The organism is Actinoplanes sp. NPDC019969 (assembly GCF_055562375.1).
This window is the reverse complement of the sequence record NZ_JBVHFK010000007.1, coordinates 1-24,397: the sequence shown is the minus strand read 5'-3', so window position 1 is coordinate 24,397 and position 24,397 is coordinate 1. Positions and strand designations below refer to the sequence as shown.

28 protein-coding genes are annotated in these 24,397 nt (G+C 71.9%); 16 read left to right on the top strand and 12 right to left on the bottom strand.

Going from position 1 to position 24,397, the window contains the following annotated elements:
* Positions 1-216 precede the first annotated feature (216 nt).
* Together ACZ3II_RS21335 and ACZ3II_RS21330 are read left to right on the top strand one after the other, a co-directional pair.
* Entirely contained in the window at positions 217-624 is a 408-nt protein-coding gene (locus ACZ3II_RS21335; protein WP_465519432.1) for a DUF2752 domain-containing protein, read from the top strand.
* Positions 625-635: 11 nt separating this feature from the next.
* Complete coding sequence (locus tag ACZ3II_RS21330; protein WP_465519431.1) at positions 636-1,268, top strand: RDD family protein; 633 nt, start codon at positions 636-638, stop codon at positions 1,266-1,268.
* Between the two features lie 51 nt (positions 1,269-1,319).
* Here ACZ3II_RS21330 and ACZ3II_RS21325 read toward each other — a convergent pair whose 3' ends face one another.
* Positions 1,320-1,916 carry a hypothetical protein gene (locus ACZ3II_RS21325; RefSeq protein WP_465519430.1) on the bottom strand — a complete coding sequence of 199 codons (597 nt, stop codon included), beginning with the start codon at positions 1,914-1,916 and terminating at the stop codon, positions 1,320-1,322.
* Positions 1,917-2,001: 85 nt separating this feature from the next.
* On the bottom strand, positions 2,002-2,466 hold the full coding sequence (locus ACZ3II_RS21320; RefSeq protein ID WP_465519429.1) for an Asp23/Gls24 family envelope stress response protein: 465 nt from the start codon (positions 2,464-2,466) through the stop codon (positions 2,002-2,004).
* A gap of 149 nt (positions 2,467-2,615) precedes the next feature.
* Here ACZ3II_RS21320 and ACZ3II_RS21315 point away from each other — a divergent pair, with 149 nt between their 5' ends.
* The 5 genes from ACZ3II_RS21315 (at position 2,616) to ACZ3II_RS21295 (ending at position 6,756) form a co-directional block, all read left to right on the top strand.
* Positions 2,616-3,209: a restriction endonuclease gene (locus tag ACZ3II_RS21315; protein WP_465519428.1), complete on the top strand. Its 594-nt coding sequence runs from the start codon at positions 2,616-2,618 to the stop codon at positions 3,207-3,209.
* Between the two features lie 81 nt (positions 3,210-3,290).
* Positions 3,291-3,650 carry a PadR family transcriptional regulator gene (locus ACZ3II_RS21310; RefSeq protein WP_465519427.1) on the top strand — a complete coding sequence of 120 codons (360 nt, stop codon included), beginning with the start codon at positions 3,291-3,293 and terminating at the stop codon, positions 3,648-3,650.
* On the top strand, positions 3,647-4,633 hold the full coding sequence (locus tag ACZ3II_RS21305) for a permease prefix domain 1-containing protein (protein ID WP_465519426.1): 987 nt from the start codon (positions 3,647-3,649) through the stop codon (positions 4,631-4,633). Before ACZ3II_RS21310 ends, ACZ3II_RS21305 begins: the two co-directional genes overlap by 4 nt.
* Positions 4,634-4,796: 163 nt before the next feature.
* Positions 4,797-5,411 carry a hypothetical protein gene (locus ACZ3II_RS21300; RefSeq protein ID WP_465519425.1) on the top strand — a complete coding sequence of 205 codons (615 nt, stop codon included), beginning with the start codon at positions 4,797-4,799 and terminating at the stop codon, positions 5,409-5,411.
* Positions 5,412-5,538: 127 nt separating this feature from the next.
* On the top strand, positions 5,539-6,756 hold the full coding sequence (locus ACZ3II_RS21295) for a hypothetical protein (protein ID WP_465519424.1): 1,218 nt from the start codon (positions 5,539-5,541) through the stop codon (positions 6,754-6,756).
* Here the strand turns inward: ACZ3II_RS21295 and ACZ3II_RS21290 are convergent.
* The 7 genes from ACZ3II_RS21290 to ACZ3II_RS21260 form a co-directional block, all read right to left on the bottom strand.
* On the bottom strand, positions 6,731-7,429 hold the full coding sequence (locus tag ACZ3II_RS21290; RefSeq protein ID WP_465519423.1) for a Crp/Fnr family transcriptional regulator: 699 nt from the start codon (positions 7,427-7,429) through the stop codon (positions 6,731-6,733). The genes ACZ3II_RS21295 and ACZ3II_RS21290 overlap by 26 nt on opposite strands.
* A gap of 14 nt (positions 7,430-7,443) precedes the next feature.
* A complete protein-coding gene (locus tag ACZ3II_RS21285; protein ID WP_465519422.1) occupies positions 7,444-9,240 on the bottom strand; it encodes a thiamine pyrophosphate-requiring protein in 1,797 nt (598 codons plus the stop codon).
* The gene (locus ACZ3II_RS21280) at positions 9,237-9,566 is read right to left on the bottom strand and encodes a hypothetical protein (RefSeq protein ID WP_465519421.1); all 330 of its coding nucleotides are present in this window, start codon (positions 9,564-9,566) and stop codon (positions 9,237-9,239) included. The genes ACZ3II_RS21285 and ACZ3II_RS21280 overlap by 4 nt, the downstream gene beginning before the upstream one ends.
* A gap of 842 nt (positions 9,567-10,408) precedes the next feature.
* The gene (locus tag ACZ3II_RS21275; RefSeq protein ID WP_465519420.1) at positions 10,409-11,623 is read right to left on the bottom strand and encodes a S8 family serine peptidase; all 1,215 of its coding nucleotides are present in this window, start codon (positions 11,621-11,623) and stop codon (positions 10,409-10,411) included.
* Between the two features lie 114 nt (positions 11,624-11,737).
* Positions 11,738-12,943 (bottom strand): MFS transporter, encoded by a 1,206-nt coding sequence (locus tag ACZ3II_RS21270; protein WP_465519419.1) that lies wholly within the window; start codon positions 12,941-12,943, stop codon positions 11,738-11,740.
* 71 nt (positions 12,944-13,014) lie between these two features.
* Complete coding sequence (locus tag ACZ3II_RS21265; RefSeq protein ID WP_465519418.1) at positions 13,015-13,449, bottom strand: acyl-CoA thioesterase; 435 nt, start codon at positions 13,447-13,449, stop codon at positions 13,015-13,017.
* Positions 13,446-14,081 (bottom strand): TetR/AcrR family transcriptional regulator, encoded by a 636-nt coding sequence (locus ACZ3II_RS21260; RefSeq protein ID WP_465519417.1) that lies wholly within the window; start codon positions 14,079-14,081, stop codon positions 13,446-13,448. The genes ACZ3II_RS21265 and ACZ3II_RS21260 overlap by 4 nt, the downstream gene beginning before the upstream one ends.
* Positions 14,082-14,221: 140 nt before the next feature.
* On the opposite strand from ACZ3II_RS21260, the gene ACZ3II_RS21255 reads away from it, so the two are divergent.
* On the top strand, positions 14,222-15,253 hold the full coding sequence (locus ACZ3II_RS21255) for an arabinan endo-1,5-alpha-L-arabinosidase (protein WP_465519416.1): 1,032 nt from the start codon (positions 14,222-14,224) through the stop codon (positions 15,251-15,253).
* Positions 15,254-15,375: 122 nt separating this feature from the next.
* Positions 15,376-16,308 (top strand): TIGR03619 family F420-dependent LLM class oxidoreductase, encoded by a 933-nt coding sequence (locus ACZ3II_RS21250; RefSeq protein WP_465519415.1) that lies wholly within the window; start codon positions 15,376-15,378, stop codon positions 16,306-16,308.
* On the opposite strand, the gene ACZ3II_RS21245 is transcribed toward ACZ3II_RS21250, so the two are convergent.
* On the bottom strand, positions 16,278-16,970 hold the full coding sequence (locus ACZ3II_RS21245; RefSeq protein WP_465519414.1) for a hypothetical protein: 693 nt from the start codon (positions 16,968-16,970) through the stop codon (positions 16,278-16,280). The genes ACZ3II_RS21250 and ACZ3II_RS21245 overlap by 31 nt on opposite strands.
* 418 nt (positions 16,971-17,388) lie before the next feature.
* On the opposite strand from ACZ3II_RS21245, the gene ACZ3II_RS21240 reads away from it, so the two are divergent.
* Positions 17,389-17,802, top strand: a complete 414-nt coding sequence (locus tag ACZ3II_RS21240) for an iron chaperone (protein ID WP_465519413.1) — start codon at positions 17,389-17,391, stop codon at positions 17,800-17,802.
* 7 nt (positions 17,803-17,809) lie between these two features.
* On the opposite strand, the gene ACZ3II_RS21235 is transcribed toward ACZ3II_RS21240, so the two are convergent.
* Positions 17,810-18,076 carry a helix-turn-helix domain-containing protein gene (locus ACZ3II_RS21235; protein ID WP_465519412.1) on the bottom strand — a complete coding sequence of 89 codons (267 nt, stop codon included), beginning with the start codon at positions 18,074-18,076 and terminating at the stop codon, positions 17,810-17,812.
* A 65-nt stretch (positions 18,077-18,141) separates the two neighbouring features.
* On the opposite strand from ACZ3II_RS21235, the gene map reads away from it, so the two are divergent.
* From map to ACZ3II_RS21215, 4 genes are all read left to right on the top strand, one after another.
* Positions 18,142-18,960, top strand: a complete 819-nt coding sequence (gene map / locus ACZ3II_RS21230; RefSeq protein ID WP_465519411.1) for a type I methionyl aminopeptidase — start codon at positions 18,142-18,144, stop codon at positions 18,958-18,960.
* A gap of 131 nt (positions 18,961-19,091) precedes the next feature.
* Entirely contained in the window at positions 19,092-19,784 is a 693-nt protein-coding gene (locus ACZ3II_RS21225; RefSeq protein ID WP_465519876.1) for a S1 family peptidase, read from the top strand.
* 121 nt (positions 19,785-19,905) lie between these two features.
* Positions 19,906-20,487, top strand: coding sequence for an RNA polymerase sigma factor (locus ACZ3II_RS21220; protein WP_465519410.1), 582 nt, complete (start codon positions 19,906-19,908; stop codon positions 20,485-20,487).
* Entirely contained in the window at positions 20,441-21,169 is a 729-nt protein-coding gene (locus ACZ3II_RS21215) for an anti-sigma factor (RefSeq protein WP_465519409.1), read from the top strand. Before ACZ3II_RS21220 ends, ACZ3II_RS21215 begins: the two co-directional genes overlap by 47 nt.
* 60 nt (positions 21,170-21,229) lie before the next feature.
* Here the strand turns inward: ACZ3II_RS21215 and ACZ3II_RS21210 are convergent, their stop codons facing one another.
* Positions 21,230-21,895 carry a TetR/AcrR family transcriptional regulator gene (locus ACZ3II_RS21210; RefSeq protein WP_465519408.1) on the bottom strand — a complete coding sequence of 222 codons (666 nt, stop codon included), beginning with the start codon at positions 21,893-21,895 and terminating at the stop codon, positions 21,230-21,232.
* 107 nt (positions 21,896-22,002) lie between these two features.
* Between ACZ3II_RS21210 and ACZ3II_RS21205 the strand changes: the two genes are divergently transcribed.
* Both ACZ3II_RS21205 and ACZ3II_RS21200 read left to right on the top strand, forming a co-directional pair.
* The gene (locus tag ACZ3II_RS21205; RefSeq protein ID WP_465519407.1) at positions 22,003-22,944 is read left to right on the top strand and encodes an SDR family NAD(P)-dependent oxidoreductase; all 942 of its coding nucleotides are present in this window, start codon (positions 22,003-22,005) and stop codon (positions 22,942-22,944) included.
* Positions 22,945-23,053: 109 nt separating this feature from the next.
* Positions 23,054-23,704, top strand: coding sequence for a fasciclin domain-containing protein (locus ACZ3II_RS21200; RefSeq protein ID WP_465519406.1), 651 nt, complete (start codon positions 23,054-23,056; stop codon positions 23,702-23,704).
* Positions 23,705-24,397 lie beyond the last annotated feature (693 nt).

Genomic DNA, 24,397 nt, shown 5'->3' with positions numbered 1-24,397 from the left:
ATTGCTGACGCGGCTATGTCCGCGCCGCGGCCGGCGCAGAAGCCGCAGTGGCCGTGGACCGCCGGCGCGGCAGGCCGGAAGACGGAGAGGACGGCTGACCGGTGAGACGCCGGTCTCTGTTGAGGCCGAAAGGCGTCAGTCGATCGGTTAAGGGGTCGCCTGATCAGGGGTTCCACCCGTATGCTCTCCGGGTTTTCCTGATCAGAAGGTGTTTCGTTGCGTGAGTTCTCCGTGCCCGAGCGGATCGGCGGTTTCGGGTCGCTGGTCGTTGTCGCGGCCGCGGTGTGGCCGGCCCTCGTCGACGCCACCGGAGTGGGCCTGCCGTGCCCGCTGCGGACGTTGACCGGCGTGCCGTGCCCCGGTTGCGGTCTGACGACCGCGGCTGTCGCGCTGGTCCGCGGTGAGTTCGGCGCGGCGTTCCACGCGAATCCTCTGATCTTCGGCCTGGCCGCCTTCACCGTCGCCGTGGGCCCACTCGTCGCGCTGCGTGCCGCGGGTGTGCTCGGGCCGCCACGACCGTGGTCGGCGGCCGGGCGGCGCCGGACCGGCTGGATCGCTGGACTGCTCGCCGCCGCGAGCTGGATTTTCCAACTGCACCGGCTCGCACCGAGCCTCCCCTATTGAAGGAACGAAGAATGAGCTACCCGAACGCCGGTGACCCGTACGGCCAGCAGCAGCCGCAGTACGGTCAGCAGCCGCCGCAGCCCTACGGCCAGCCCCAGCAGCCGCAGTACGGCCAGCCCCAGCAGCCGTACGGCCAGGAGCAGTACGGCCAGCAGCCGCAGTACGGCCAGGAGCAGTACGGCCAGCAGCCGCAGTACGGCCAGCCCGCCTACGCCCACCAGGGTTCGTACGGCCAGGCCGGCACGGACTACGCGAGCTGGGGCGCCCGCGTCGGCTCGTACCTGGTCGACAGCGTCGTCGTCCTGCCGCTCGCCCTCCTCGGCGTCGTCCTCGGCATCGACTTCCAGACCGGCGCGATCAACCTCTTCTACCCGCTGTTCTTCCTGGCCGCGATCGTGCTCAGCGGTTACAACCGCTGGTACCTCGCCGGCAAGACCGGCCAGTCCTGGGGCCGCAAGGCGCTGGGCATCCGGCTGCTGAGCGAGCAGACCGGCCAGCCGATCGGTGGCGGCACCGCGTTCGTGCGCGACCTGGCCCACATCCTGGACAGCATCTCCTGCTACGTCGGCTGGCTGTTCCCGCTGTGGGACGCCAAGAAGCAGACCTTCGCCGACAAGGTCATGAACACCATCGTGGTGCGCTGACCCGCGGTTCCGACAAAGCCCTGCCGGTTCGCCGGCAGGGCTTTTCCCTGCTCAGGTACGGGTGGCGCAGAACCGGGCCAACTCCTCGGCGCCGTGCGGCTCCACCCATGCGAACGTGCCGCGGAGCAGGTCGGCCCGCTGGTCGACGGTGGTGACGGCGGCCGTCATCTCACCCCACGGCATGGTCACGTGCAGCAGGGTGCGTTCGATCCCGTACGGCAGGGCCGCCACGTTGTCCGCGGTGGTGGCCCGCAGCAGCAGCCCGGCGGTGGAGATGTCCTCCACCCGGCCCCGGATCGCGACCAGGTGGCGGCCGTCGATGTTCTCGATCTGCACGGTCCCGACCGCCGGATGGCTGCCGGGCCGCCGGGCCGCCGACCGCCGCTGCACCACGTCGGTCGGCGCGTCACCGATCACCGTCAGCTGGTCGTTGCGCAGCTCCGCTTCGACCCAGGTCACGCCGGAGCCGGTGACGAGTTCGACGACACCGATCCGGCGTACGCCGGGCCCGTCCAGACTCAGCACCGGGATCGGTGGCAGCTCGCTGATGAACGGCGCCGTCACCTCGGCGAGCGAGACGAGGACGATGCCCTGCGTGCCGGGGCAGCGCAGGGTCAGGCTGCTGCCCGCCGGCACGGTGATCATCATGCCTCCCGTGAGGTCACCCTGAACCGCACGTTACCGGCATCCTCCGGCCCCGTCCGCTGTTCCGCTCTTCCCCGTGCCCGCCCTCTCAGTGCTCCTGCAGGCGGATGTCGTCGACCTTGACCGTGCACTCGCTGACGTGCAGGCCGTAACGCTCGACGGCCTGGATGACGGCGGTCCGGACCGCCGCGGTCACGTCCGCGACCACCTCCCCCGCCGAGATCACCAAAATGACGGTGACCTCCACATCCGTACCGTCGACCTTCGCCCACACCCCGCGGGTGGCGTCGCCGACCTTGTCCAGGCCGATCTTGTCGAGCACCGAGTTGAAGAAGCGGGCCACGTCACCGCCGAGCTCCGCGACGCCGGGCACGGAACGAGCGGCAGCCGACGCGATCTTCTCGATCACCTCGCGCTCGAACTTCGTCTGACCGCGGAAGGCCGCGACCTCGATCACCTCGGCGCCACCGTGCTGCGGCGGCACGGCCGGAGCCACGGCCGGCAGGAAGATCTCCTGCGTACGGTCCGCGTGGAACTCGGCCTCGTCACTCATATCCGTCCCTTTGACTGTGCTTGATCGAACCGGGCCTGAGCCTACTAGTGCGCCCCCGCCGCTCCACTCACGAGATCGCGCCACGAATTCTTGTCGGACCCCTCCTCTACATTGCGTATGCGGGCGACTCCACACGGGAAGGAGAACCGGTGGCGAGACGACGCAGACGCCGCGGCGGGTCGATCAGTCCGGGCGCCGCCCTGGCGGCCCTCGCCGGCGGCTTCCTCGCCCTGTCGCTGCTGGTCGAGGCGGTCCGGCAGCATCCGGGGATCGCCGGGGCGATCACCGCCGTCGTGATCGCCGCCGGCGCGGCCTGGTTCCATCTGCGCTCCGCCGCCGACCGGCGCCTCGCCGACCACGAACGCAACATCGCAATCACCGACGGGATGAGCGGCACCGAGTTCGAGTTCTTCATCGCCCGCCTGATGCGGGCCAGCGGCTGCCGCGGCGTCCGCGTCTCGGGCGGCTCCGGCGACATGGGCGCCGACGTCACCGGCCGCGCTCCCGACGGCCGCCGGGTCGTCGTGCAGTGCAAGCGCTACACCGGCCCGCTCGGCAGCCCCCATGTGCAACGTTTCGCCGGCACGGCCCGCGACATCCACGGCGCCGACGTGGCCCTGCTGGTGACGACCGGCCACCCCACCCGGCAGGCCCGCGACGTGGCCCGCCGCTGCCGCATCACCCTGGTCGACCGCGCGGCCCTGGCCCGCTGGGTCACCACCAACGTCCCACCCCTCCCCTGACCCGCCGCGGCGGTCGAGATCAGGACGAGCACAATGCCGTAGCCGTTGCCATAGTGTGTGTCGCACAGTATTGTTTGTGGCATGACAATGGATGCGACGCTCTCCGGTCATCTGCAGGAGTTGCGCCGCGGCACGGTGGTCGTCGCGAGTCTCACGGTCCTGCGCGAGCCGGGATATGGATACTCGCTGCTCGAGACGTTGAGCGCCGCCGGGTTCGAGGTGGAGGCGAACACGCTCTACCCGCTGCTGCGGCGCCTGGAGGCGCAAGGGCTGCTGACCAGTTCGTGGAACACCGAGGAGGCCCGGCCGCGGAAGTTCTACCGCACCACCGAGCAGGGCGACGCGATCGCGGCCGCGCTGCGGGACGAGTGGGGGCGGCTGGACAAGGCGATCGGAGACCTGGACATCCCCGCCGGCACCGACACCGGGAGCGAGCAATGACGACACTCATCGACCGTTATGTGTTCACCGTGCTGCGCCGGGTTCCCGAGCAGCAGCGCACCGACATCGAGCGTGAGCTGCGCACCTCCATCGACGACGCGGTCGACGCCCGGACGGGCGGGGGCGAGCCGCACGACACCGCGGTGGAGCAGGCGCTGCTGGAGCTGGGCGATCCCGACCGGCTGGCCGACGGTTACGCGGGACGGCCGCGCTATCTGATCGGGCCGGAGTTCTATCCGGTGTGGAGCCGACTCCTGGTCCTGCTGCTGTCGATCGTGGTGCCGGCGGCGGTGACGGTCGGCGTGGTGGTGCGGGTCCTCGAGGACGCGTCGTTCGGGGACCTGGTCGGCGGGGCGGTCGGGACGACCCTGACGGTCGGGGTGAACCTGATCTTCTGGACGACGGCCACCTTCGCGATCCTGGAGCGCAGCGGGGTGGCGCGGGTCGAGCTCGGCGGCCGGGAGTGGACGCCGGCCGACCTGCCGCGGTACGACCCGGGGTTCATGGGCCCGGGACAGCTGGCGGCGGCCGTGCTGTGGCCGGTCCTGCTGATCGCGGGGCTGGTGCTGCAGCAGTTCGCGTTCACCGAGGCGCCCGTGCTGGATCCGGCGAACTGGGCGTTCTGGTGGCCGTACCTCATCGTGGTCCTGATCCTGGAAGTGGTCTATGCGGTGTGGCTGTTCCGGCGCGGGGCGTGGACGCACACGGCGACCATCGCCAACGCCGTGCTCGCCGTGCTGTTCGCCGGGCCGGTGGTGTGGCTGGCGGCGACCGGGCGGTTCTTCAACCCGGAGTTCCTCGCCACCCTCGACGGGAGCGGGGCCGATCCGGAGCGCTGGCTGTCCGGCATGGTGATCGTCGTGCTGGTGGTGGGCACGATCTACGACGTGGTCGACGTGGCGGTGCGGGCCGAGCGGGCCCGGCGCGGACTGGCCACGGCCGTGCCGGGGACGGGCCGGGAGTACAGCGCGCCGCTCTCCTGATCACCGGGCTGGAGGCGTACCGCAGGCTCGCTTGGATTTGATCTCAAGTCCAGGTGGGGGATGCCGATTCTCGCGGCACTGCCGGAGAACACTCGGCCCACAAGGCCGGTCGCATGTCCGGAATTCCGCACACGGACGAGCGGGAAGGACTCGATATCCCCCTATGAGCAAGCAATCGCTACGCACCGTCCCGGTGCGGGTGGACCGGTGGAAGCCGGAGAACCCGCTCCTGGACAGCGTCATCAACAAGTACCTCGACGAGGCGAGACAGGACGCCTGCGAAACCACCGGCAGCACCGGGACACTCACCGGCGGGGCCCTGGTACTCATCGCGTTCGGGGTCATCCTGTCGGCGGGCAGCGGTAACCCGATCCTGGCGATCGTCGTCGTGGTGACGCTCGCCGTGCTCGGGCTGGCGTTCACCGGGGTGCAGTCGCCTCCGCTGAAACTGGACGCGCTGCAGATCCTCGCGCCGATGGGTGGGCCGGGCAACCTGCCCGCCGGGTACCTGGTGCACCCGCTCGCATGGAAGGCGGGGATGCCGGAGTACCTGGCCGGGGTTCCGGAGCGGCGGCTGCGGATCGCGGTCCACCTGTGCCGGGCGCACCCCGGCGCGGTCACCGACCTGCTGCGGCTGATCGAGCGGGCGGAGAAGCACGTCGCCGAGTTCAAGCCGGGCAAGGACTTCAGCCCGGAGGGGCGGCAGGCGGAGGTGCTGCGGCTGTCCACCAGGCTGGTCGAGCACCAGGTTCGCAACACGGTCCTGGCGAAGCGCTGACGTTCCACACCAGAAGAGCAACCGAGAACGCCTCCGGCATCCTGCCGGAGGCGTTCTTCGTTCCCACAAGAGCAGCCGCTTGAGTTGATCGACGGCGGTCGAAAGAATCGGCGGCCGGAGGGTGGCCATGTGGAGCGATGACGAGTTGACCGCCGACGAGGTTCTCGGACGGCACGCCTGGACGGGCGTCAGCGGGCGGGGGGACACCGGCGAGGGCCCGCCCGGCGGGGTGCGGTGCGGGCATCCGCTGATCTATCCGGTGCCGCCGGAGGAGCTCCCGGCGCCGTTGCGGGGCCGCGGCGCGATGGGACACCGGTATGTCGGCGCGCTGTTCGCGTTCGACCTGGACCCGGTGCCGGGGGCCACCGGCGTCCGGTTCGACGTGGCACTGACCGGGCCGGGTTGCCGTGCGGTGCGGCTGGACGCGGACGGGGACGCGTTCGGTCTGGTGCCGTCGGGGCCGGGGTCGGCGGTGGCGGCGCGGACGGCGGCGGTGGCGCGGCCGGGTCTGCTGCGGCGGCTGGCGATGCGGCGTGGCGGGCCGCGGGTGTGGACGTCGGGGGCGCAGAGCGCCACGTTCGGGTGGGGGTACGCGGACCGCCGCGCCCGCCTGCCCCGGACGTACGCGATGCACGCGCTGCTGGAGATCCCGGCCGCCGCGACCGAGGTGGGCGGCCTGCTGTCGGTACGGGTCGAGGGCGCGGGCGAGGTGTCCGGGGTCCCGTTCCACGAGCCGCTGCAGCCGGACGCCGGCGACACGGCGGCGGTCCGGTTGTGCATGGCCGCGGACGTGGTCGGTTACAGCCGCCGCGGTAACGCCGAGACCGAGCTGCTGCAGCACGACCTGGTCCGGGTCCTGCAGGACGCGCGGCAGGCGGCGGGCATCGACGACGGCCGGGTGCGCCCGCAGCCGGCCGGGGACGGCCAGTTCACCGTGCTGCCGGTCGGGATCGACGAGTCGGCGGTGATCCCGGTGCTGCTGCGGGAGCTGGGTGAGCGGCTGGCCGACCGGGACCGGGGCCGGGACGCCGCGGAGACGATGCGGTTGCGGGTGGCGTTGCACCGGGGGCTGGTGAAGGAGGCGCCGAACGGCTGGGTGGGCGCGGCGGCGATCGCCGTGCACCGGCTGCTGGACAGTCCGCCGCTGCGGGCGGCGGTCGGTGACAACCCCGCGGCGACGTACGTGCTGGGGCTGCCGGACGTGCTGTACCGGGATGTGATCGTGCCCGGCGTACACCCACCGGCGGCGGACTTCCGGGAGATGACGGTGGACCTGCCGGAGAAGGGTTACCGGGAACGCGGCTGGATCTACATCGGCCCTACAGCCATTCCGCCTTCTCCGTGAGCGCGCGCAGCCCGGCCGCGTCGAGGACGGTGATCCGGCGGTAACCGGTGCGGACCAGGCCCTCGCGGCGCAGGTCGCGCAGCGCCCGCTGGACGGTGTCCTCCCGGGCGCCGACGAGGGAGGCGAGTTCGGTCTGGCTCAGCTCGACCCGGATCAGCACGCCGTCGCCGACGGCGTCGCCGCAGCTGGTGGCGATCTCCAGGAGCACCCGGCCGAGGCGTACGTGCACCGGGAACGCGGAGAACTCGGAGCGCCGCTCGTTGGCCCAGCGCAGCCGCCGGCCGACGGTGGCGGTGATCTGCGCGGCGACGTGCGGGTGCCGGCCGACGAAGTGCAGGAACTCGGCCTGCCGGATCACCGTGGCGACCACGTCGCCGCAGGTGGTGACGGTGGCGATGCGGCCGTTGCCGGTGAGGGCGGCGAGTTCGCCGACGAGGTCGCCGGGCAGCCGGATGGCGAGCAGCCGGGACGTGCCGCCGACCGAGGTGGTGATCTTGACGTGGCCCTGCCGGATCACCTCGACCTGGGTGTCCTGCCGGCCCTCGATCAGCAGGTGGCGGCCGCCGGGCACGCGCCGGGTGGTGCCGAGCGCCAGCAGCTCCTCCCGTTCGCCGGCGGTGAGCCTGGTCAGGAACGATCCCGGTGCCCAGGCGGGCTCGCCGTCACGATTCACACCTCATTGGAACTTCATCGATGCGCCGGGGGCAAGACCGGGTCGTCGAATCCCTCGTCGGCCCGTTCCCGCCGCAGGTGCGCCTCCGCTCCCGGATGGCCCTCGGAACGAAGTCCCTCGTACATCCCCTTGATCTGCTCGTAGGTCCGGCCCGGTGGCAGCAGTGGGATCGCGGGGTCGACGACCGCCTGGATCACGGTGGGCCGGTCGGCGGCGAACGCCTCCGCCCAGGCCGCGTCCATCGACGCCGCGGAGGTGACCCGGACGCCGCGCAGGCCGAGCAGGTCGGCGTACGCCGCGTACGGCACGGCGGGCAGGTCCTGGGAGTCCGGGAACCGGGGCTCACCCTCGGTCTCCCGCTGCTCCCAGCTCACCTCGGCCAGGTCGCGGTTGTCGAGCACGCAGATCACGAACCGCGGGTCGGCCCAGTCGCGCCAGCGGGCGGCGACGGTGACGAGTTCGGCCAGGCCGCTCATCTGCATGGCGCCGTCGCCGGTGAGCACGACGACCGGGCGGTCCGGGGCGGCGAGTTTCGCGGCCAGCCCGTACGGCAGGCCGCACCCCATCGACGCGAGCGTGCTGGACAGGTGTGCCGGGACGCCGGTGGGCAGGCGCAGGTGCCGGGCGTACCAGTAGACGACCGACCCGACATCCACCGCCACCCGCGCGTCGGCCGGCAGCCGCGGATTCAGCGACCGGACGGCGAGCTGCGGGTTCAGCGGTTCGGCCGGGGCCTGCGCCCGGGACTCGGCGATCGTGTGCCAGCGCGCCGTCCACTCCTCGACCCGGCCGGCCCACGGCCTCGGCTCCTGCGACGGCACAAGATCAAGGAGTTGGCGTACGGTCTCCGCCGCGTCCCCGAGCAACGGCACCTCCACGGGGTACCGCACGCCGAGCCGCCGCCCGTCGATGTCGATCTGCACGGCCCGCGCCTGCCCCGGCTTCGGGTAGAACTCGGTCCACGGGTCGTTCGTGCCGATCAGCAGCAGCGTGTCGCAGTGACGGAGCAGCTGGTCGCTGGCGGTCGTGCCGAGGTGCCCCATGACCCCGGTGTGATATGGCAGGGTCTCGTCGAGGACCGGCTTGCCGAGCAGCGACGCGGTCACCCCGGCGCCGAGACGTTCCGCGAGCTCCCGGATCTCCGGCGCGGCCCCGTACGCCCCCTGCCCCACCATGATCGCAACCCGCTCGCCCGCCGTGAGCAGCGACGCCGCCTCACGCAGATCCTCGTCCCGCGGCACCAGCCGGGCCGGGCGCAGCCCCGGGCTGGTCACCAGCACCCCGTGCTCCTGCGCGTGCGGGTCGGGCGCATCCGCGGACTGCACGTCGTGCGGCAGGATCACGCAGGTGGGGCTGCGGGTGGCGACCGCCGTCCGGAACGCCCGGTCGATCAGCATCGGCACCTGCTCCGGTGTGGACGCGGCCTGCACGAACTGGGCGCACACATCACCGAACAGCCGGACCAGGTCGATCTCCTGCTGGTACGCGCTGCCGAGCACACTGGACACCTGCTGCCCGACGATCGCGACCACCGGCTGGGAGTCGAGCCGGGCGTCGTAGAGCCCGTTGAGCAGGTGCACCGCGCCGGGCCCCTGGGTGGACAGGCAGACGCCCACCGCGCCGGTGTACTTGGCGTGCCCGACAGCCATGAACGCCGCCGCCTCCTCGTGCCGGGCCTGCACGAACGCGGGTCCCCCGGCCCGGCGCAGCGCCCCGAGGACCGGGTCGATGCCGTCGCCGGAGTACCCGAACACGCGGTCCACACCCCAGGCGGCGAGCCGCTGCACGACCACGTCGGCGACGGTGCTCATCGCAGCGACCGGACGGTCGGCCGGCACACGGTCCGGGCGGCGGCCCCGCGGGCGACGTCGAGCTGCTGGTGCGCGGGCAGCCGGGTGCCGTGCGCCGACAGATGCACGGTGGTGACGACGGTGAGCGTCTCCACGGTGTCACCGGCCGGCAGGGTGATCCGGGTGCCGGGCGGCGCGATCGTATCGGGCGGGCACAGCACGGTCGTGGCGCCGTCATGGTGGGCGATCACGCACGGGCCGACCGGGACCGGTCGCCGGCCGGGCGCCTCCACCCGGACGGTGACCGGCTCGTCGACGTGCAACAAGGCGAATTCGAGCCAGTTCACCCTCTCAAGATTGCCCCGCCGCGAAAGATCTAATCCGCCATGCGGGCGGCCCACGGTCCTTCCCGGATTTCGTACGCCGTACGCCGCCCTACGCCGGAGCGACCCGTCCCGTGAGTCCCGCGCGAGGCCGGCGGTGGTCCGGACCGCAGCGCGTCCACCGGGCCGAATGCGATGGTCACCGCTACCCCGAACCGTCCCACCCGGCGATCTCGAGGATCCGGGCCGCCTCTCGCTCGGCCTCCTCACGAGGTCCGGGCTGCACGCGAGACCTTCACTTGCCCGGCTGTCCCCCTTACCGCGATCTTGGACGGCTGGCCCTCATCCGGGGCCTTCTTCTCGGTGGCTCACGCCCGCACCCGCGATCCCGCGACGGGGCACCCGGGAGGCCCTCGAAGTCAGGTGCACGAGTCGCGATCTTGGGTAGCGGACATCCGGGACTGCCCGCCGCCCGCGATCTTGGGTAGCGGACATTCGGAACCGCCCGCCGCCCGCGATCTTGTACGGCGCACATCGGTCTTCCCGGCCCAAGATCGACAAGGCTCGCGATCTTGGATGCGGGGCACCGGCTTTCCGGAGCAAAAGGCACAACATCGGGCGCGAAGCCGATCTTGTTCGCCTCGACCCGGTCCCGGATCCCCAAGATCGAACCGTCGGCCGCCGCGCCCGGTCGACGGCCTCACCCCGGCACACCAGGGAGCCGGCACCGGGCTCCATTCCGGACCCTCACGCCCCGAGCTCGGTTCCGGACCAGCACGCCCCGAGCTCCGTTCGGAACTGCACGCCTCGAACTCCGGTCCGGACTCGTACGCCGCAGGCATCCCGGCCCGTCTGAACGGAGTCGTCTACCAGTCTCCGGCCGGGCCCGTGGGTGGACGACCGGCGACCGGCCCGGCCTGGTGCTGCACCTGTGGGGCGGGTGGCCACGGCGGCGACCGGCGGGCGGACGCGCGCGCCGCCAGCAGCACCCCGCCGGCCAGGACCGACAGCAGGACGGCGCCGATCGCCAGGACCAGCCCGAACCGTCCCCACGGCGTGTCCAGCAAGCCGTTGTCCCCGTTCGCGCCGCCGTCGGATGGGGCTGCCGCCGCCGGTGACGGCGCCGGGGACGCCGGGGTGGCCTGGAACGGGGGGACCTGGGCGGTGAGGGCACGTTCGGCGTCGACCACGCCGAAGCCGTAGCGGTCGTCGCGGCCGGCCGGACCCCGGTCGGCGGCGGTGCGCATCAGCCGGTTGGCGACGTCGGCGGCACGCATGCGCGGGAACCTGGCCCGGATCAGGGCCGCGACGCCGCTGACGATCGCTGTCGCGTTGGCGGCCGAGGTGGCGGTGGAGTAGCCGTCGGCGTCGGCCTGCCGGGCCGTGGTGCTCAGGACGGCCTCGGCGGGGGCGGCCAGCGCGACCTGGGGGCCGCTCGCGGAACCGGTCCAGACCGCGCCGGCGCGGGTGATCCCGGAGACCGCGACGACACCGGGGATCCGGACCGGCTCGCCGCCGGCCCGATCGGCGCCGGTGACCACGACGACGTCCTTGGCCAGGGCGTACGCGATCGCCGCGGCCTCGTCCGCAGGCACCCGCGGCCCGGGGACGGTGATGCTGACGACCTTGGCGCCGTGGTCGACGGCCCAGCGGATCGGCTGGGCCAGCGAGACGGTGGGTGTGCCGACCGCCACCGGCAGGATCCTGGATCGTGGGGCGATGCCGAGGGCCTGGTCGCCGCCACCGCGGGCCGCGATGATCCCGGCCGCGCGGGTGCCGGCGCCGTCCGGGTCGGTACGCCCGGTCCGGTTCGCCGCACCTCCGATTCCGGGCAGCACCGCGCCGGCCAGGTCGGGGTGTCCCGCGTCGACGCCGCTGCCGATCACCGCGACGATCACCCCGGCGCCCTTGGTGATCTTGTGCGCGTTCCGGGCCTTGACCGCCGCGAGGAACCATTGGCGCTGGCTGACAGGTTCGGCCGCGACGGCGGGCGGGGCGGACGCGACCATGACGGCGACCGCCGCACAGGCCGCGAGCGCACGGTTGCGGAGACCCCGCCGTCGGCGGGGGTGGTTCGACATGGCGAGGATGATACGAGTCGCCGTCCATGTTCCGCGACGAACCCGGGCTGCCACGGTGCCGCCGACGAGCGAGACGGTCGGGAAACGCCCGCCGCGGAGGATCCGGATCCCGGGCTATACGGCCGCCTCGGCGAGGACCCGGGCGGGGAACCGGTGCCGCAGCCAGAGGACGGCGGGCAGGACACCGAGCACGACCGCGGCGGCGGTGCCCCACATCAGCGCGTTGCCGACCGCGAGCAGGGTGGTGTAGAGCAGCGGCCCGCACACGTCGGCGAGGCCCCACGCGGTCTGGAAGAGGCCGCTGTACCGGCCTTTCTGCCCGTCCGGGGCCACCTCGTTGGCGGCGGCGATCATCAGGGGGAAGCAGAACGCCTCACCGACGGCGCCGAGCACGGCGGCGGTCAGGACGATCGGGACGACCAGGTCCGGGCCGATCTCCGCGGCCGGTGTCATGAGCAGGAGCCCGGCGGCGTAGAAGAAGACGGCGAGGATCAGGAAGCGGGCCCGCGGCACCCGCCCGACCCAGCGCAGCACCGGGGCCTGCGCGAGGGCGAGGACCAGGTTGCCGGCGACGATCGCGGCGCCGGGCAGCCACAGCGGGCCGTCCATCACGTCCAGGACGACGACCGGCAGGATCAGCACGAAGGTGGAGCCGGCCAGCACGTACAGCACCTGGATGCCGCACAGCACGAGGTAGGGACGGTCGCGCCAGACGGAGGCGGCGGGTTCGCCGCGGTCGGCCGCCGGGGCGGGGACGCGGAACATCATCCGGCCGAGGGCCAGCGTGATCAGGACGGCGGCGACCGCGAACGACAGGCCGTTGAGCACGGCGAGGGAGCGCAGGCCGGTCGCGGTGCCGGCGAGGAACCCGGCGAGACCCGCGCCGGCGCCGAGGCCGAGGACCCGGGCGACGGCGGCGAGGCTGAGGAAGCGGTCGAGCTGGCGGCCCTGGAACAGGGTGCCGATCATCGGGGCGTTGGCGGTCCAGTACATCCGGTCGGCGGCCGCTGTCACGCAGACCACCAGCATCAGCTGCCAGGTGGAGTGCACCAGCGGATACAGGCAGTACGAGCAGGTCCGCAGCACGTTGCTGAGCACCGCGGCGAACCCGGCGCCCCGCCGGTCCACCAGGTGCCCGCTGCGGTAGCCGACGACCAGCCCGGCCAGCGCGCCCACGGTCAGCGCGGTCCCGGCGGTGGTCAGCGGGATGCCCTGGCCGCGGCTGAAGAAGATCAGGCTGAACGGCACCCAGATGCCGCTGCCCAGCGCGTCGATCATCGCCGCGGTGATGAGCAGGACCTGCCGCGACCGCTGGGTCACGTCCGTACCTCCGCCGTCCGGCGCCGGACCCCCGTGATCCAGCGACGGACGTCAGTCTTACAGGCGGCCGGTCACGGCTTGACGAGGGCGGCGGCGATGCCGCGGGCGTGCTCGGTCCACGGGGCCGGGCGCATCGTCGCCGGGTCGAGGCGGACGTTGACCCGGCGGCCCTCCGCGTACACCGCGCCGCCGTCGAGCGAGGTCACCCGGAACCGGTAGTCGGCGCTGGTGGTGCCGAGTTTCTCCAGCCAGAAGTGCACGGCGATGTCGCCGACGCTGTTCACCGGCCGGTGGAAGGTGATCGCGTACTCCCGGACGGCGTTGAACGCGTCGGGCGACGTCGGCTGCCCGCCGGCGAACGCGATGCCCCGGTCGGCCCACCACTTGCTGACGGCCCGCTCGACGAGGACCGCGTACCGCGAGTTGTGCAGGATCCCCATGGCGTCGAGGTCGTCGAAGTGGACGGCGGTGTGAACCACATCGCCGAAGGTCAGAACGCTCGTCATGTCAGCTCCGGGAGGATCGTCGGGTCGGTGGCGATGGCACGCAGGTGCTCGTGCAGGGCACGGCGGGCCTGGCCGCAGGTGGTCTCGGTGCCGAGCACGGGCGCCTGCATCACGGCGCAGATGCCGAGGGACTCGGTGAGGTAGGCGAGGCCGTCCGGGCTGACGTCGGGCCGCAGCTCGCCGAGTTCGACGGCCTCGGCGGCGAGCCCGGTCAGGAACGCCATCCAGTCGGCGAGTTCGGCGGCGAGCCGGTCCCGGATGGCGCCGGGGCGGGCGTTGAACTCGAAGTGGGCGTTGGCGAAGAAACAGCCGCCGGGCAGAACCTTCGCCTCGTAGAAGGCGAGCCGGCTGTCGTGCACCGCCCACAGCCGGCGGACTCCGGCGGGCGCGGTGCGGGCCGGGCGGATGACCCGGTCGGTCCACTGGGCGCGGGCCTGGTCGACGACGGCGAGTTGCAGGGCCTCCTTGGAGCGCCAGTGCGCGAAGAGGCCGGACTTGCTGACGCCGAGCGCGTCGGCGACCTGGCTGAGCGACAGGCCGTCCAGGCCGGAGACGGTGGCCAGCAGCAATGCCTGCTCGAGCACCGCGCTGCGGGTCCGCTCGCCGCGGATCAGCCTGCCGTCCTGGGTCATACCGACGAACCTACAAAACGACCGACCGTTCGTAAATATAAGTACCGTCACAGCCCGCGTTCCATCATGTGGGGCGGCCCGGTCCGCCCGTTTCCGGGAGGGATCTTGACGCGCGCGTTGTGATCGTTAACATCTTGGCGATGTTCGTGAGTTCGCGCCCCGTACGCCGCACCGCCTTTGTCGTTGCCGCGCTGGTCATCGCCGTGATCGCGGGCATCGTCGTGCTGCGGGCGCGCAACGGGGGTGCGCCCGCAGCAGTCACCACACCGGCGGTGGCGCCGAGCGCGTACCCGGAGCCACGGTTCGTCCTGGGCGACAGCGGCGTCCACGACCCCACGATCGTCGCGAAGCCGGACGGCGGGTACCTCCTCGCGCACACCGGCGACAACCTGAGGCTGCTGACCTCCACCGACCTGGAGACGTTCACCGAGGCCGGCCCGGTCTTCCCGGGCGGCGCGCCGTGGACCACCGGTTACACCAAGGGCAGCACCGCCCTGTGGGCCCCGGACGTCTCCTACCACGACGGTCGCTACCACCTGTACTACTCGGCCTCCACGTTCGGCTCCAACCACTCGGCGATCTTCCTGGCCACCAGCGCCACCGGCGCGTCCGGCAGCTGGCAGAACCGGGGCCTGGTCATCGAGAGCGGCACGGATTCCGACTTCAACGCCATCGACCCGAATCTGTACGTGGACGGCTCCGGCGCCTGGTGGATGACGTTCGGCTCGTTCTGGACCGGCATCAAGCAGATCCCCCTGGACCCGGCCACCGGCCTGCGCGCGCCCGGCGACGCCACCCCGGCTGCCCTGGCCACCCGGGGCGACACCGCCATCGAGGCCCCGCACCTGGTCAAGCACGGCGACTACTACTACCTGTGGGTCTCGTTCGACGCGTGCTGCAAGGGCGCCGCCAGCACGTACCGCACGATGGTCGGCCGTTCGGCCAGCCCGCGGGGCCCGTTCGCCGACCGGGACGGCACCCCGATGACCGCGGGCGGCGGCACCGAGATCCTGTCCGCGCACGGCAGCGTCCACGGCCCGGGTCATCCCGCCGTCCTCACCACCAGCAGCGGCGACCTGCTGGTCTACCACTACTACACCGAGACCGGCGGTTCCGCCCTCGGCCTGAACGCCATCGGTTACGACGCCGACGGCTGGCCCTTCGCCTACTGACACACCCCTCGGCTGGTTCTCCGGGCTGTCTCGACGGCCTGGAGACAACCCGGAGAGCCAGCTGAGGGGTGTGACCGGAAGTGGACAGCCCGCCGACCGTCTCCTGTGGAATGGTGGCGGGCATGGTGAAACTCGGTGTCAGCCTGCCCCAGTTCCAGCAGTTCACGCCCGGCCTGGATGTGGTCGCCGCGGCGCGGGCCCTGGAGGAGATCGGTTTCGACAGTCTGTGGGCGTTCGAGCGCCTGCTCGTGCCCGAGGACCAGAGCGGGCCGCACGGGCTCTACAACGTGCCGGGGCTGCCCTGGCCGGACCTCTACCGCGGGGTGACCGACGCGCTGGTCACGCTGTCGATGGCGGCGGCGGTGACCGAGCGGATCAGCCTGGGGACCGGGGTGCTGGTGGTGCCGTTGCATGTGCCGCTGCGGCTGGCGAAGCAGCTGGCGACCCTCGACTCGGCGAGTGGCGGGCGGCTGATCGCGGGGCTCGGGTCGGGCTGGTCGATCGACGAGTTCGCGGCGGGCGGGGCGGTGCCGATCACCGAGCGCGGGCGGGCGCTGGACGACTTCCTGGACATCGCGGAGGCGGCCTGGGGGCCGAATCCGGTCAGTTTCACCACCACGCGGTTCAGTGTGGACGCCGCGGACATCGGGCCGAAGCCGGCCCGGCGGATCCCGATCCTGCTGGGCGCGGCCACCGACCGGGCGCTGGCCCGGGTGGCGCGGCGGGCGGACGGCTGGGTGGCCAGCGGGGCGACGCCGGAACAGGTGGCGGAGAAGCTGGGCCTGGTCCGGCGCCTGGCCGAGGAGGCCGGCCGGGATCCGGCGACCATCGGCTGCACGGTGCAGATCGCCACCCTGGATCTGTCCGAGGCGACGGCGCAGCCCCGTCCGCCGTACGCGGGGAACGTCGCCCAGCTGGCCGAGGACGTGGCGGCGCTGGCCGAGGCGGGCGCCGACCACGTCTACATCACCTTGCCCGCGGCGGTGAAGGACGTGACCGAGCTGATCGACCGGTCCGCCGAGTTCTACGAGGCGGTCCGCGGGGCGGGCGTCTGAGAAGTGTGTTGAGTTCGGCCGCTATGCGCGCCCGAACTCAACACACGGTCGCGGGCGGCGCGGGCCAGCCGGGCGGCCTCGTCCGGCCGGCCGAGATCACGCAAGGCGAACCCGGTCCGCAGCACGAGCGCGGCGTCCGGGCCCGCCACGGCGGCCGCCTCGTAGGCCTGGAACGCGCGGGTGAGCCGTCCCGCCGCGGCGAGGGCGAACCCGAGGTCGCTGAGCAGCGCGGACCGCTGCCGATCCCGGCCGAGACGCCCGGCGGCCTCGGCGGCGGCTTCGAGCAGCCGTACGTGATCATCGGTCCCGCGATGCCGGAAGAACCAGGCCCGCAGGGCGTCCGGCAGGTCGGCGACCACCTCGTCGTCCCCGAGCCGGACGGCGGTGCCGAACGCGGCGACCAGGTTGACGTACTCCAGGTCGAGCCATTCCAGGGAAGCGCCGGACGCCCGTGCGAGATAGTGCCGCGGCACCCGGCGCAGCGCGTCGTCCGAGGGAGCAGAGGCGGCGAGTTCGGCCGCGACCTCCGCGTCGAAATCCCCCCCGGGCAGCATCCCGAGCAGCCGGAACACGTGCCGCTGCCGGTCGTCGAGCTGCCGCAGCGACATCCCGAACGCGGCCCCGAACCGGTTCGTGGTGTCGCGCAGCCGTTCGGCCAGCACCGCGACCGTCCAGCCGGGACGGTGCCGCAGCCGGGCAGCAGCGGCCGGACCCGGTCGGCGTCGGCGCCGGTGGCGGGCAGGTCGGTGACGTCGAGGGCAGCGAGCAGGCGGCCGAGCGCGGCCTGCAGTTCGAGGGGTTCCTGGCCGGGGGTGAAGCCGTGCAGGTCGAGGTAGAGCCCACCGTCCGGGTAGGCGGTGGCGAGCCGGTGCGCGACGTGCACGGCTGGTTCACCAGTCGTTCCTGGGGGCCGGCCACGTGCAACACCGTACCGTCCCGTCCCACGGCTACCGATCTTGAGCAGATACGCCCTGGCCAGGCCGACGGTCGGTGTCCCACGGCGTCCCACGGCAGGCGCGGGCCGGGCGGCGCCGGTGGCCGGATGAATCCCGAGGCCGTCCCCCGACGAAAGGAACTGCCATGACCAGCACCAAGACGTACGACGGGTTCACCGAGGCCGAGCGCGGTGCGATGAAGGAGCGGGCGAAGGAGCTGAAGGCCGGCACGAAGGAGGCCGAGGTGCTCGCGAAGATCGCCGAGATGGCCGGGGCCGACCGGGAGATCGGCGCGCGGGTGCACGCCCTGATCAAGGCGGCCGCGCCGGGCCTCACCCCGAAGCTCTGGTACGGGATGCCGGCGTACGCCCGGGACGGCAAGGTGGTCTGCTTCTTCCAGCCGGCCGCCAAGTTCGAATCCCGGTACGCGATGCTCGGGTTCAGCGACGAGGCCCGGCTCGACGACGGCGAGATCTGGTCCACCTACTTCGCGGTGACCGGCCTCTCCGCCACCACCGAGGAGAGGATCACCGATCTGGTACGCCGCGCCGCCGGCTGACTCCCCGTCAGGAGGCCTGCCGGATCCGGGTGTCGGCCAGCCACACCTCGGCGAGGTCGCTGAGCGGGACGTCGAGGGCCTCGCTGAGGCAGACGACGGTGCCGAAGGCGGGCGCGGGCAGCCGCCCGCCTTCGATCTTGCGGAGCGTCTCGGGGGAGATGCCGGCCGCCGCGGCCACGTCGACGAGGCTGCGGCCGGCCCGGGCGACGCGCAGGGCGGCCCCGAGGCGCCGGCCGGCGGCGATCTGTTCGGCGGTCAGTGGTTGGCGAACCATGTCCGCAGGATAGTCTCCCCGAAGGGCGTGGTATAAAAATACCGCATCCGTAAGGGGAGGTTGTCGTGATCGAGCTCAAGTCGTCCGCGGAGATCGACCGCATGGCGGTGACCGGGCAGTTCGTCGGCGAGTTGCTGGCCGAGCTGAGCGCGTCCGCCGCCGTCGGCATGAACCTGATGGACCTCGAGCACCACGCCCGGGGCCGGATCAAGGAGCGCGGCGCCGAGTCCTGCTACTGGGACTACGCACCGTCGTTCGGCCGCGGCCCGTTCCGCAACGTGCTGTGCCTGTCGGTCAACGACGCGGTGCTGCACGGACTGCCGCACGACTACGTGCTGCGCGACGGCGACCTGCTCAGCCTGGACATGGCGGTCGGCATCGACGGCTGGGTCGCCGACTCCGCGGTGTCGGTGATCGTCGGCTCCCCCGACCCGGCGGACCTGCAGTTGATCGAGGCCACCGAGGTCGCCCTGGAGGCAGGCATCGACGCGGCCCGGCCGGGCGGCCACCTCGGCGACATCTCGGCCGCGATCGGCGCGGTCGCCCGCCACTACGGGTACGGCGTGAACCTCGAGTTCGGCGGCCACGGCCTGGGCCGCACCATGCACGAGGGCCCGCACCTGCCCAACGACGGCCGCGCCAAGCGGGGCATGAGACTGCAGCCCGGCCTGACGATCGCGATCGAGCCGTGGTTCTGCAAGTCCACCGACAAGATCAAGTTCGATGAGGACGGCTGGACGATCCGTTCGGCCGACGGCTCCCGGACCGCCCACTCCGAGCACACCATCGCGATCACCGAGAACGGCCCGCGTGTCCTGACCCGCCGCCCGGGCGAGGAGTCCGGCCAGCCGGCCACCATCACCCCGATCAGAGGAACAGCCTGATATGTATCGATGAGCGTCACTTTCTGGAAACCTTCGGACGCAGGTAGAGACCCGTTCCCCGAAGGCAGAAGGACGTTCTCATGCGCACCTCAGCCAAACTGCTGCTCGCCGCGGCGGTCGCCGTCACCGGTATGTTCGCCCCCACCGCCGCCTCCGCCGCACCGCCCGACCCCGAGCCGGGCCCCGGCACGTACGTCGTCGGCGGCACCCCGGCCAGCCAGAACTACTCGTTCATGGTCTACGTGTCCGGCTGCACCGGCTCCCTGATCAAGGCCAACTGGGCGGTCACCGCGAAACACTGCCCCACCCCCGCTTCGGTACGGGTGGGCAGCACCGACCGCTCCAGCGGCGGCACCGTCGTGTCCGTCCGCCGGGCCGTCAACCACCCGCGGATCGACGTCAAGCTCCTCGAACTGGCGTCCTCGGTCACGTACGCCCCGGCGCCGATCCCGACCACGTCCGGCGCGGTCGGCACCGCGACCCGCATCATCGGCTGGGGCCAGACCTGCCCGACCCGCGGCTGCGGCTCCGCCCCGCGCATCGCCAACGAGCTCAACACCTCGATCGTCGCCGACAGCCGCTGCTCCGGCATCGACGCCGCGTACGAGATCTGCACCAACAACACCAACGGCAACGCGGGCGCCTGCTACGGCGACTCCGGCGGCCCGCAGGTGCGCCAGGTCAGCGGCCGCTGGGCGCTGATCGGCGTGACCAGCCGGGCCGGCAACAACAGCTCGACCTGCGCCACCGCCCCGTCCATCTACGGCGACCTGCCCTCCATCCGCGCCTGGGTGAACACGCAGGTCGGCGGTCTCCCCGCCTGACGATTCCGGGAAAGGGCCGGCGAGTGACTTCGCCGGCCCTTTTTTCGTGTCCGGGTGCATCCGCCGGGCCACCCCGCAGCGAACCCTTGGAGAATCACTGCGTGGAAACGGAAGGAGGTCGATGAGCTCCGACGACGAACTCGCCGAGCGGTTACGCGCCGGCGACGAGAAAGCACTGCGTACGGCGTACGACAGGCATGGCGCCGCCGTGCTGTACCTGGCCCAGCGTCTGCTGGGCAACCGGGCCGACGCCGAGGACGTCACCCAGCTGACGTTCGTGGCAGCCTGGACCGGCCGGGACGGTTTCGATCCGGCGCGCGGCACGATCCTGGGCTGGCTTCTGGGCATCGCGCGGCGCAAGGCCGTCGACCGCTTGCGGTCCGCGGAACGCGACGTCCGGACCACCGAGACGGTACGGGCCCAGCTCACGCCACCCTCCGACGAGCCGGAGTCACCCGAGCGGGTCGTGGACCGTCTCGTCGTCGCCGACGAGCTGGGCCGGCTGCCCGATGAACAACGACGAACCCTGGAGCTTGCCTTCTTCGACGATCTCACCCACCCACAGATAGCCGCCGTGACCGGGCTCCCGCTCGGTACGGTCAAGAGCCATATCCGCCGTGGAATGGCGAACCTGCGACGTCGTTGGGAGGTGGACGGTGCAGCATTTGGATCCCGACAGGCTGGTCCTTCTCGCGCTCTCTGAAGAACAACAGGAGGCCGGCGAGTCGGATCACCTCGACCAGTGCGCCGGCTGCCGGCATGAACTCGGCGCGTTGCGTGAGGTCGCCGATCTCGGCGCCGAATGCGGAGACCTCCGTGATCTCCCCGCCCCGCCGGAACACGTCTGGGCCGCCATCGAGGCGAACATCAGCGTCCCCCCGGCCCCGGCAGCGGGCCTCGCGACGGTCACCGACCTGTCGGGCCACCGTGCCCGGCCCGGCCGGCGGCGGTCCCGCTGGCTGGCCCCGGTCCTGTCCGCGGCGGCCGCCGCGATCGTCGCGGTGGCGGGCACCGTCGCCGTCATCGGGCTGCCCGACCGCACTCCGGCCAAGACGGTGACCGCGCAGGCCACCCTCGCGCCGTTGCCGACGGTTCCGGCTTCCGCGAGCGGCAGCGTCGTGGTGCTGTCCGACGGGCGCATGCGGATCGACGTCCGCGGCCTGCCGCTGACCACCGGTTTCCACGAGGTGTGGCTGCTCGACCCGGACAGCCCCGGCAAGATGGTGTCGATCGGCAACCTGCCCGACGGGCCGACCGTGGAACTGCCGGTGCCCGCCGGCACCGACATGAACCGTTATCGCCTCGTCGACGTCAGCGACGAGCCGCACGACGGCCAACCCACCCACTCCGGGAGCAGCCTCCTCCGCGGAACCCTCACCTCCTGACCGATGGCGTGTGGAGTTCAGCCCGTATCCGGGCCCGAACTCCACACGCTGTTCTCCGCGTCAGGGGCGGGGCAGCACGCCCAGGAGGGTCGCGGTCAGCCCCTGCTCCAAGGCGTCGCCGAGGCTGGCATGCAGGCGAGCCAGCTCGGGCTCGGCCTGGTACGCCGCCAGCAGGCTGGGCGGCGGCGTGCTGTACGCCGACAGCGCGCCGGCCAGGACCATGGTCTGCAGACTGAACAGCGTCGCGTTCTCCCCCAGCTCCGGCAGATGCTTCCGGACCAGATCGGTCATGGTCGCCAGACGTTCCAGGGACGCGCGCTTGTAGCGGGCCACGACCTCCACCGACACGTTGTGCTCCAGGACGCTGCCCTGCGCGCCGAAGAGCTCACAGAGCACGGCCCGGCCGGACAGTGACCGGCTGAGGATCCCGGCCACCGCCGCCGCCCGCTCGGCCATCGGCAGATCGGCGCCGACCCCATCGGCCAGCTCATCGGCCAGCTCGATCAGCCACTCCCGCAGGAAGCGGTCCAGCAGCTCCAGCAACACCGCCTCGCGGGACTCGAAATAGCGCAGCACGTTCGGCTTGGCCAGGCCCACCCGGCGGCTGAGCTCGTTCAGGGTGACCGCGGCCACGGGCATCTCGCCGAGCATCGTCGATGCCATGTCGAGAATCGCCCGCCGACGGATCTCCCGCTGCTCCTCGGTCCGCGCCCGCTGGAAAGTCACGACCACCACTCTAACTTAAGTACCTCCGGTACGTTGACATCGTACCGGAGGTACTTTAACGTCTCTCCCATCAAAGTACCGCCGGTACTTAAATGACGGGAGTCGACATGGACCAGAAGTGGACGACGGCGAGCATTCCGGATCAGCGCGGGCGGGTCGCCGTGGTCACCGGGGCCAACACCGGTTTGGGGTACGAGACCGCCAGGGCGCTCTCCGAACGCGGCGCGTCCGTGGTGCTCGCCGTCCGCGACGTCGCGAAGGGCGAGCGGGCCGCGGCCCGGATGACCGGCGACGTGACGGTGCAGGCGCTGGACCTGACCTCGCTCGACTCGGTCCGGACCGCCGCGGCGGCGCTGCGGTCCCGGCGGGACCGGATCGACCTGCTGATCAACAACGCCGGCGTGATGTACACCCCGAAGCAGGTCACCCCGGACGGCTACGAGATGCAGTTCGGCACCAACCACCTCGGGCACTTCGCGTTCACCGGGCTGCTGCTGGACCTGATGCTGCCGGTCCCCGGCTCCCGCGTGGTGACGGTCAGCAGCACCGGCCACCGGATCCGGGCCGCGATCCACTTCGACGACCTGCAGTGGGAACGGTCGTACAGCCGGGTCGCCGCCTACGGCCAGTCGAAACTCGCCAACCTGATGTTCACCTACGAGCTGCAGCGCCGCATCGCCTCGCACGGCACCACCGTCGCGGTGGCCGCGCACCCCGGCGTGTCCAGCACCGAACTCGCCCGGAACACCCCGGCGCCCCTCCGTCTCCCCCTGAACTGGCTCGCGCCGCTGATCACCCAGACCCCGGCGATGGGCGCGCTGCCGACCCTGCGCGCCGCCACCGACCCCGCCGTGCTCGGCGGCCAGTACTACGGTCCCGGCGGCCGCTACCAGGTCAAGGGCCACCCCCGGCTGGTCACTTCGAGCCCCGGGTCGTACGACGTCGCCGTCCAGCAGCGCCTCTGGTCCGTCTCCGAGGCCCTCACCGGCGTGACGTTCCCGGCCACCTCGCCCATCAGCACTTCACCCGGCCCGTCCATCACGATCTAGCCCACGCCGGCCGGAGAACTTTCGATCCGGTGCATCCATGACCGGGACACCGAGCGAAGTACGGGTGGTGGCGCCGAAGCCACCGCACACTTCGAAAGGACGAAAGACAATGAGGATCACCCGCGCCGCCGCTGTGGCGACCGCCGCGCTCGTCGTCTCCGCCCTCGCCGCTTCCCCGGCCGCCGCACACGGCAAGACCACCAAGCCCAAGCCGCTGGGCACCCGTTCGCTGGCCACGGTCCTGACCGCCGACAAGAGCGGCTTCGACCGCAACGGCCACGACTACGACATCCTGACCGCCGCCGTGCAGGCCGTCCTGAAGGCCAAGCCGTCCAGCCCCGTCAAGGTCCTCGCCGACGGCAAGACGCCACTGACCGCCTTCCTGCCGAACGACCGCGCCTTCCAGCTCCTGGTCGCCGACATCCAGAAGACCAGGAAGCTGTCCGGCGAGAAGCAGGCTTTCACCGCCGTCGCCGGCCTGGGCATCAACACCGTCGAGTCGGTCCTGCTCTACCACGTGATCCCCGGCGCCACGATCACCAAACAGGCCGCCCTCAAGTCCGACAACGCCACCCTGAAGACCGCCGCCGGCGCCACCGTCAAGGTCGACGTCCAGGGCCACTTCTGGAAGCGCATCAAGCTGGTCGACGCCGACCGCAACGACCTCGACCCCCAGATCGTCCGCTTCAACCTGAACAGCGGCAACCGCCAGATCGCCCACGGCCTCGACCGCGTCCTCCGCCCCACCAACCTCCCCTGACCCACCGCCAGCCAGCTCGCCCGAGCAACGACCAAACTCCTCAGCCGTCCCCCACCCCGCCTACCGCCACCCACAAACCAGCCCGACCAACGGCCGGACTCCTCAGCCGTCGCTCATCCCGCGTAAACCCGTCCGCCGCCCGCAATGCGGGCTGAGCGACGGCCGAACTCCTCAGCCGTCGCCCGGGCCGCTCGTCGGTGCTTGCATAGGGCATCTCAGCGACGGCTCGAGGGGTCGGCCGTTGCTGAGGTGCCCTATGGGACCTGGGTAGCGGGTCTCGGCGACGGCTGGCGATCTGGAAGCGTTGCGGGCCGGGTCGCGGGCCTGGCGTTCGGCTGGGGGGCCTTGCTGTCAGTAGCGACGTCCGCATTTCTATCCGCAGCCAGCGCACCTGCCGCAGCCACGGTTCGGGCCTCTGGGGGGGGTCGGGATTGGCGTGGGCCGCCAGCCACGCCCGGGTGGTTGTGGCCTAGGTTTTGCCGGCGGTGGTGCCCACGAAGGGATCAAGCCTGACCGCCCTGAGTGGGCACCACCGCCGGCAAAACCGACCCCACACCAAACCGTCACGGAAACGCAGAAAAGGCCCACCCGGATACCCGGGTGGGCCTTTCTGTCACGTTGAGTCCGGCGGCGTCCTACTCTCCCACACCCTCCCGAGTGCAGTACCATCGGCGCTGGAGGGCTTAGCTACCG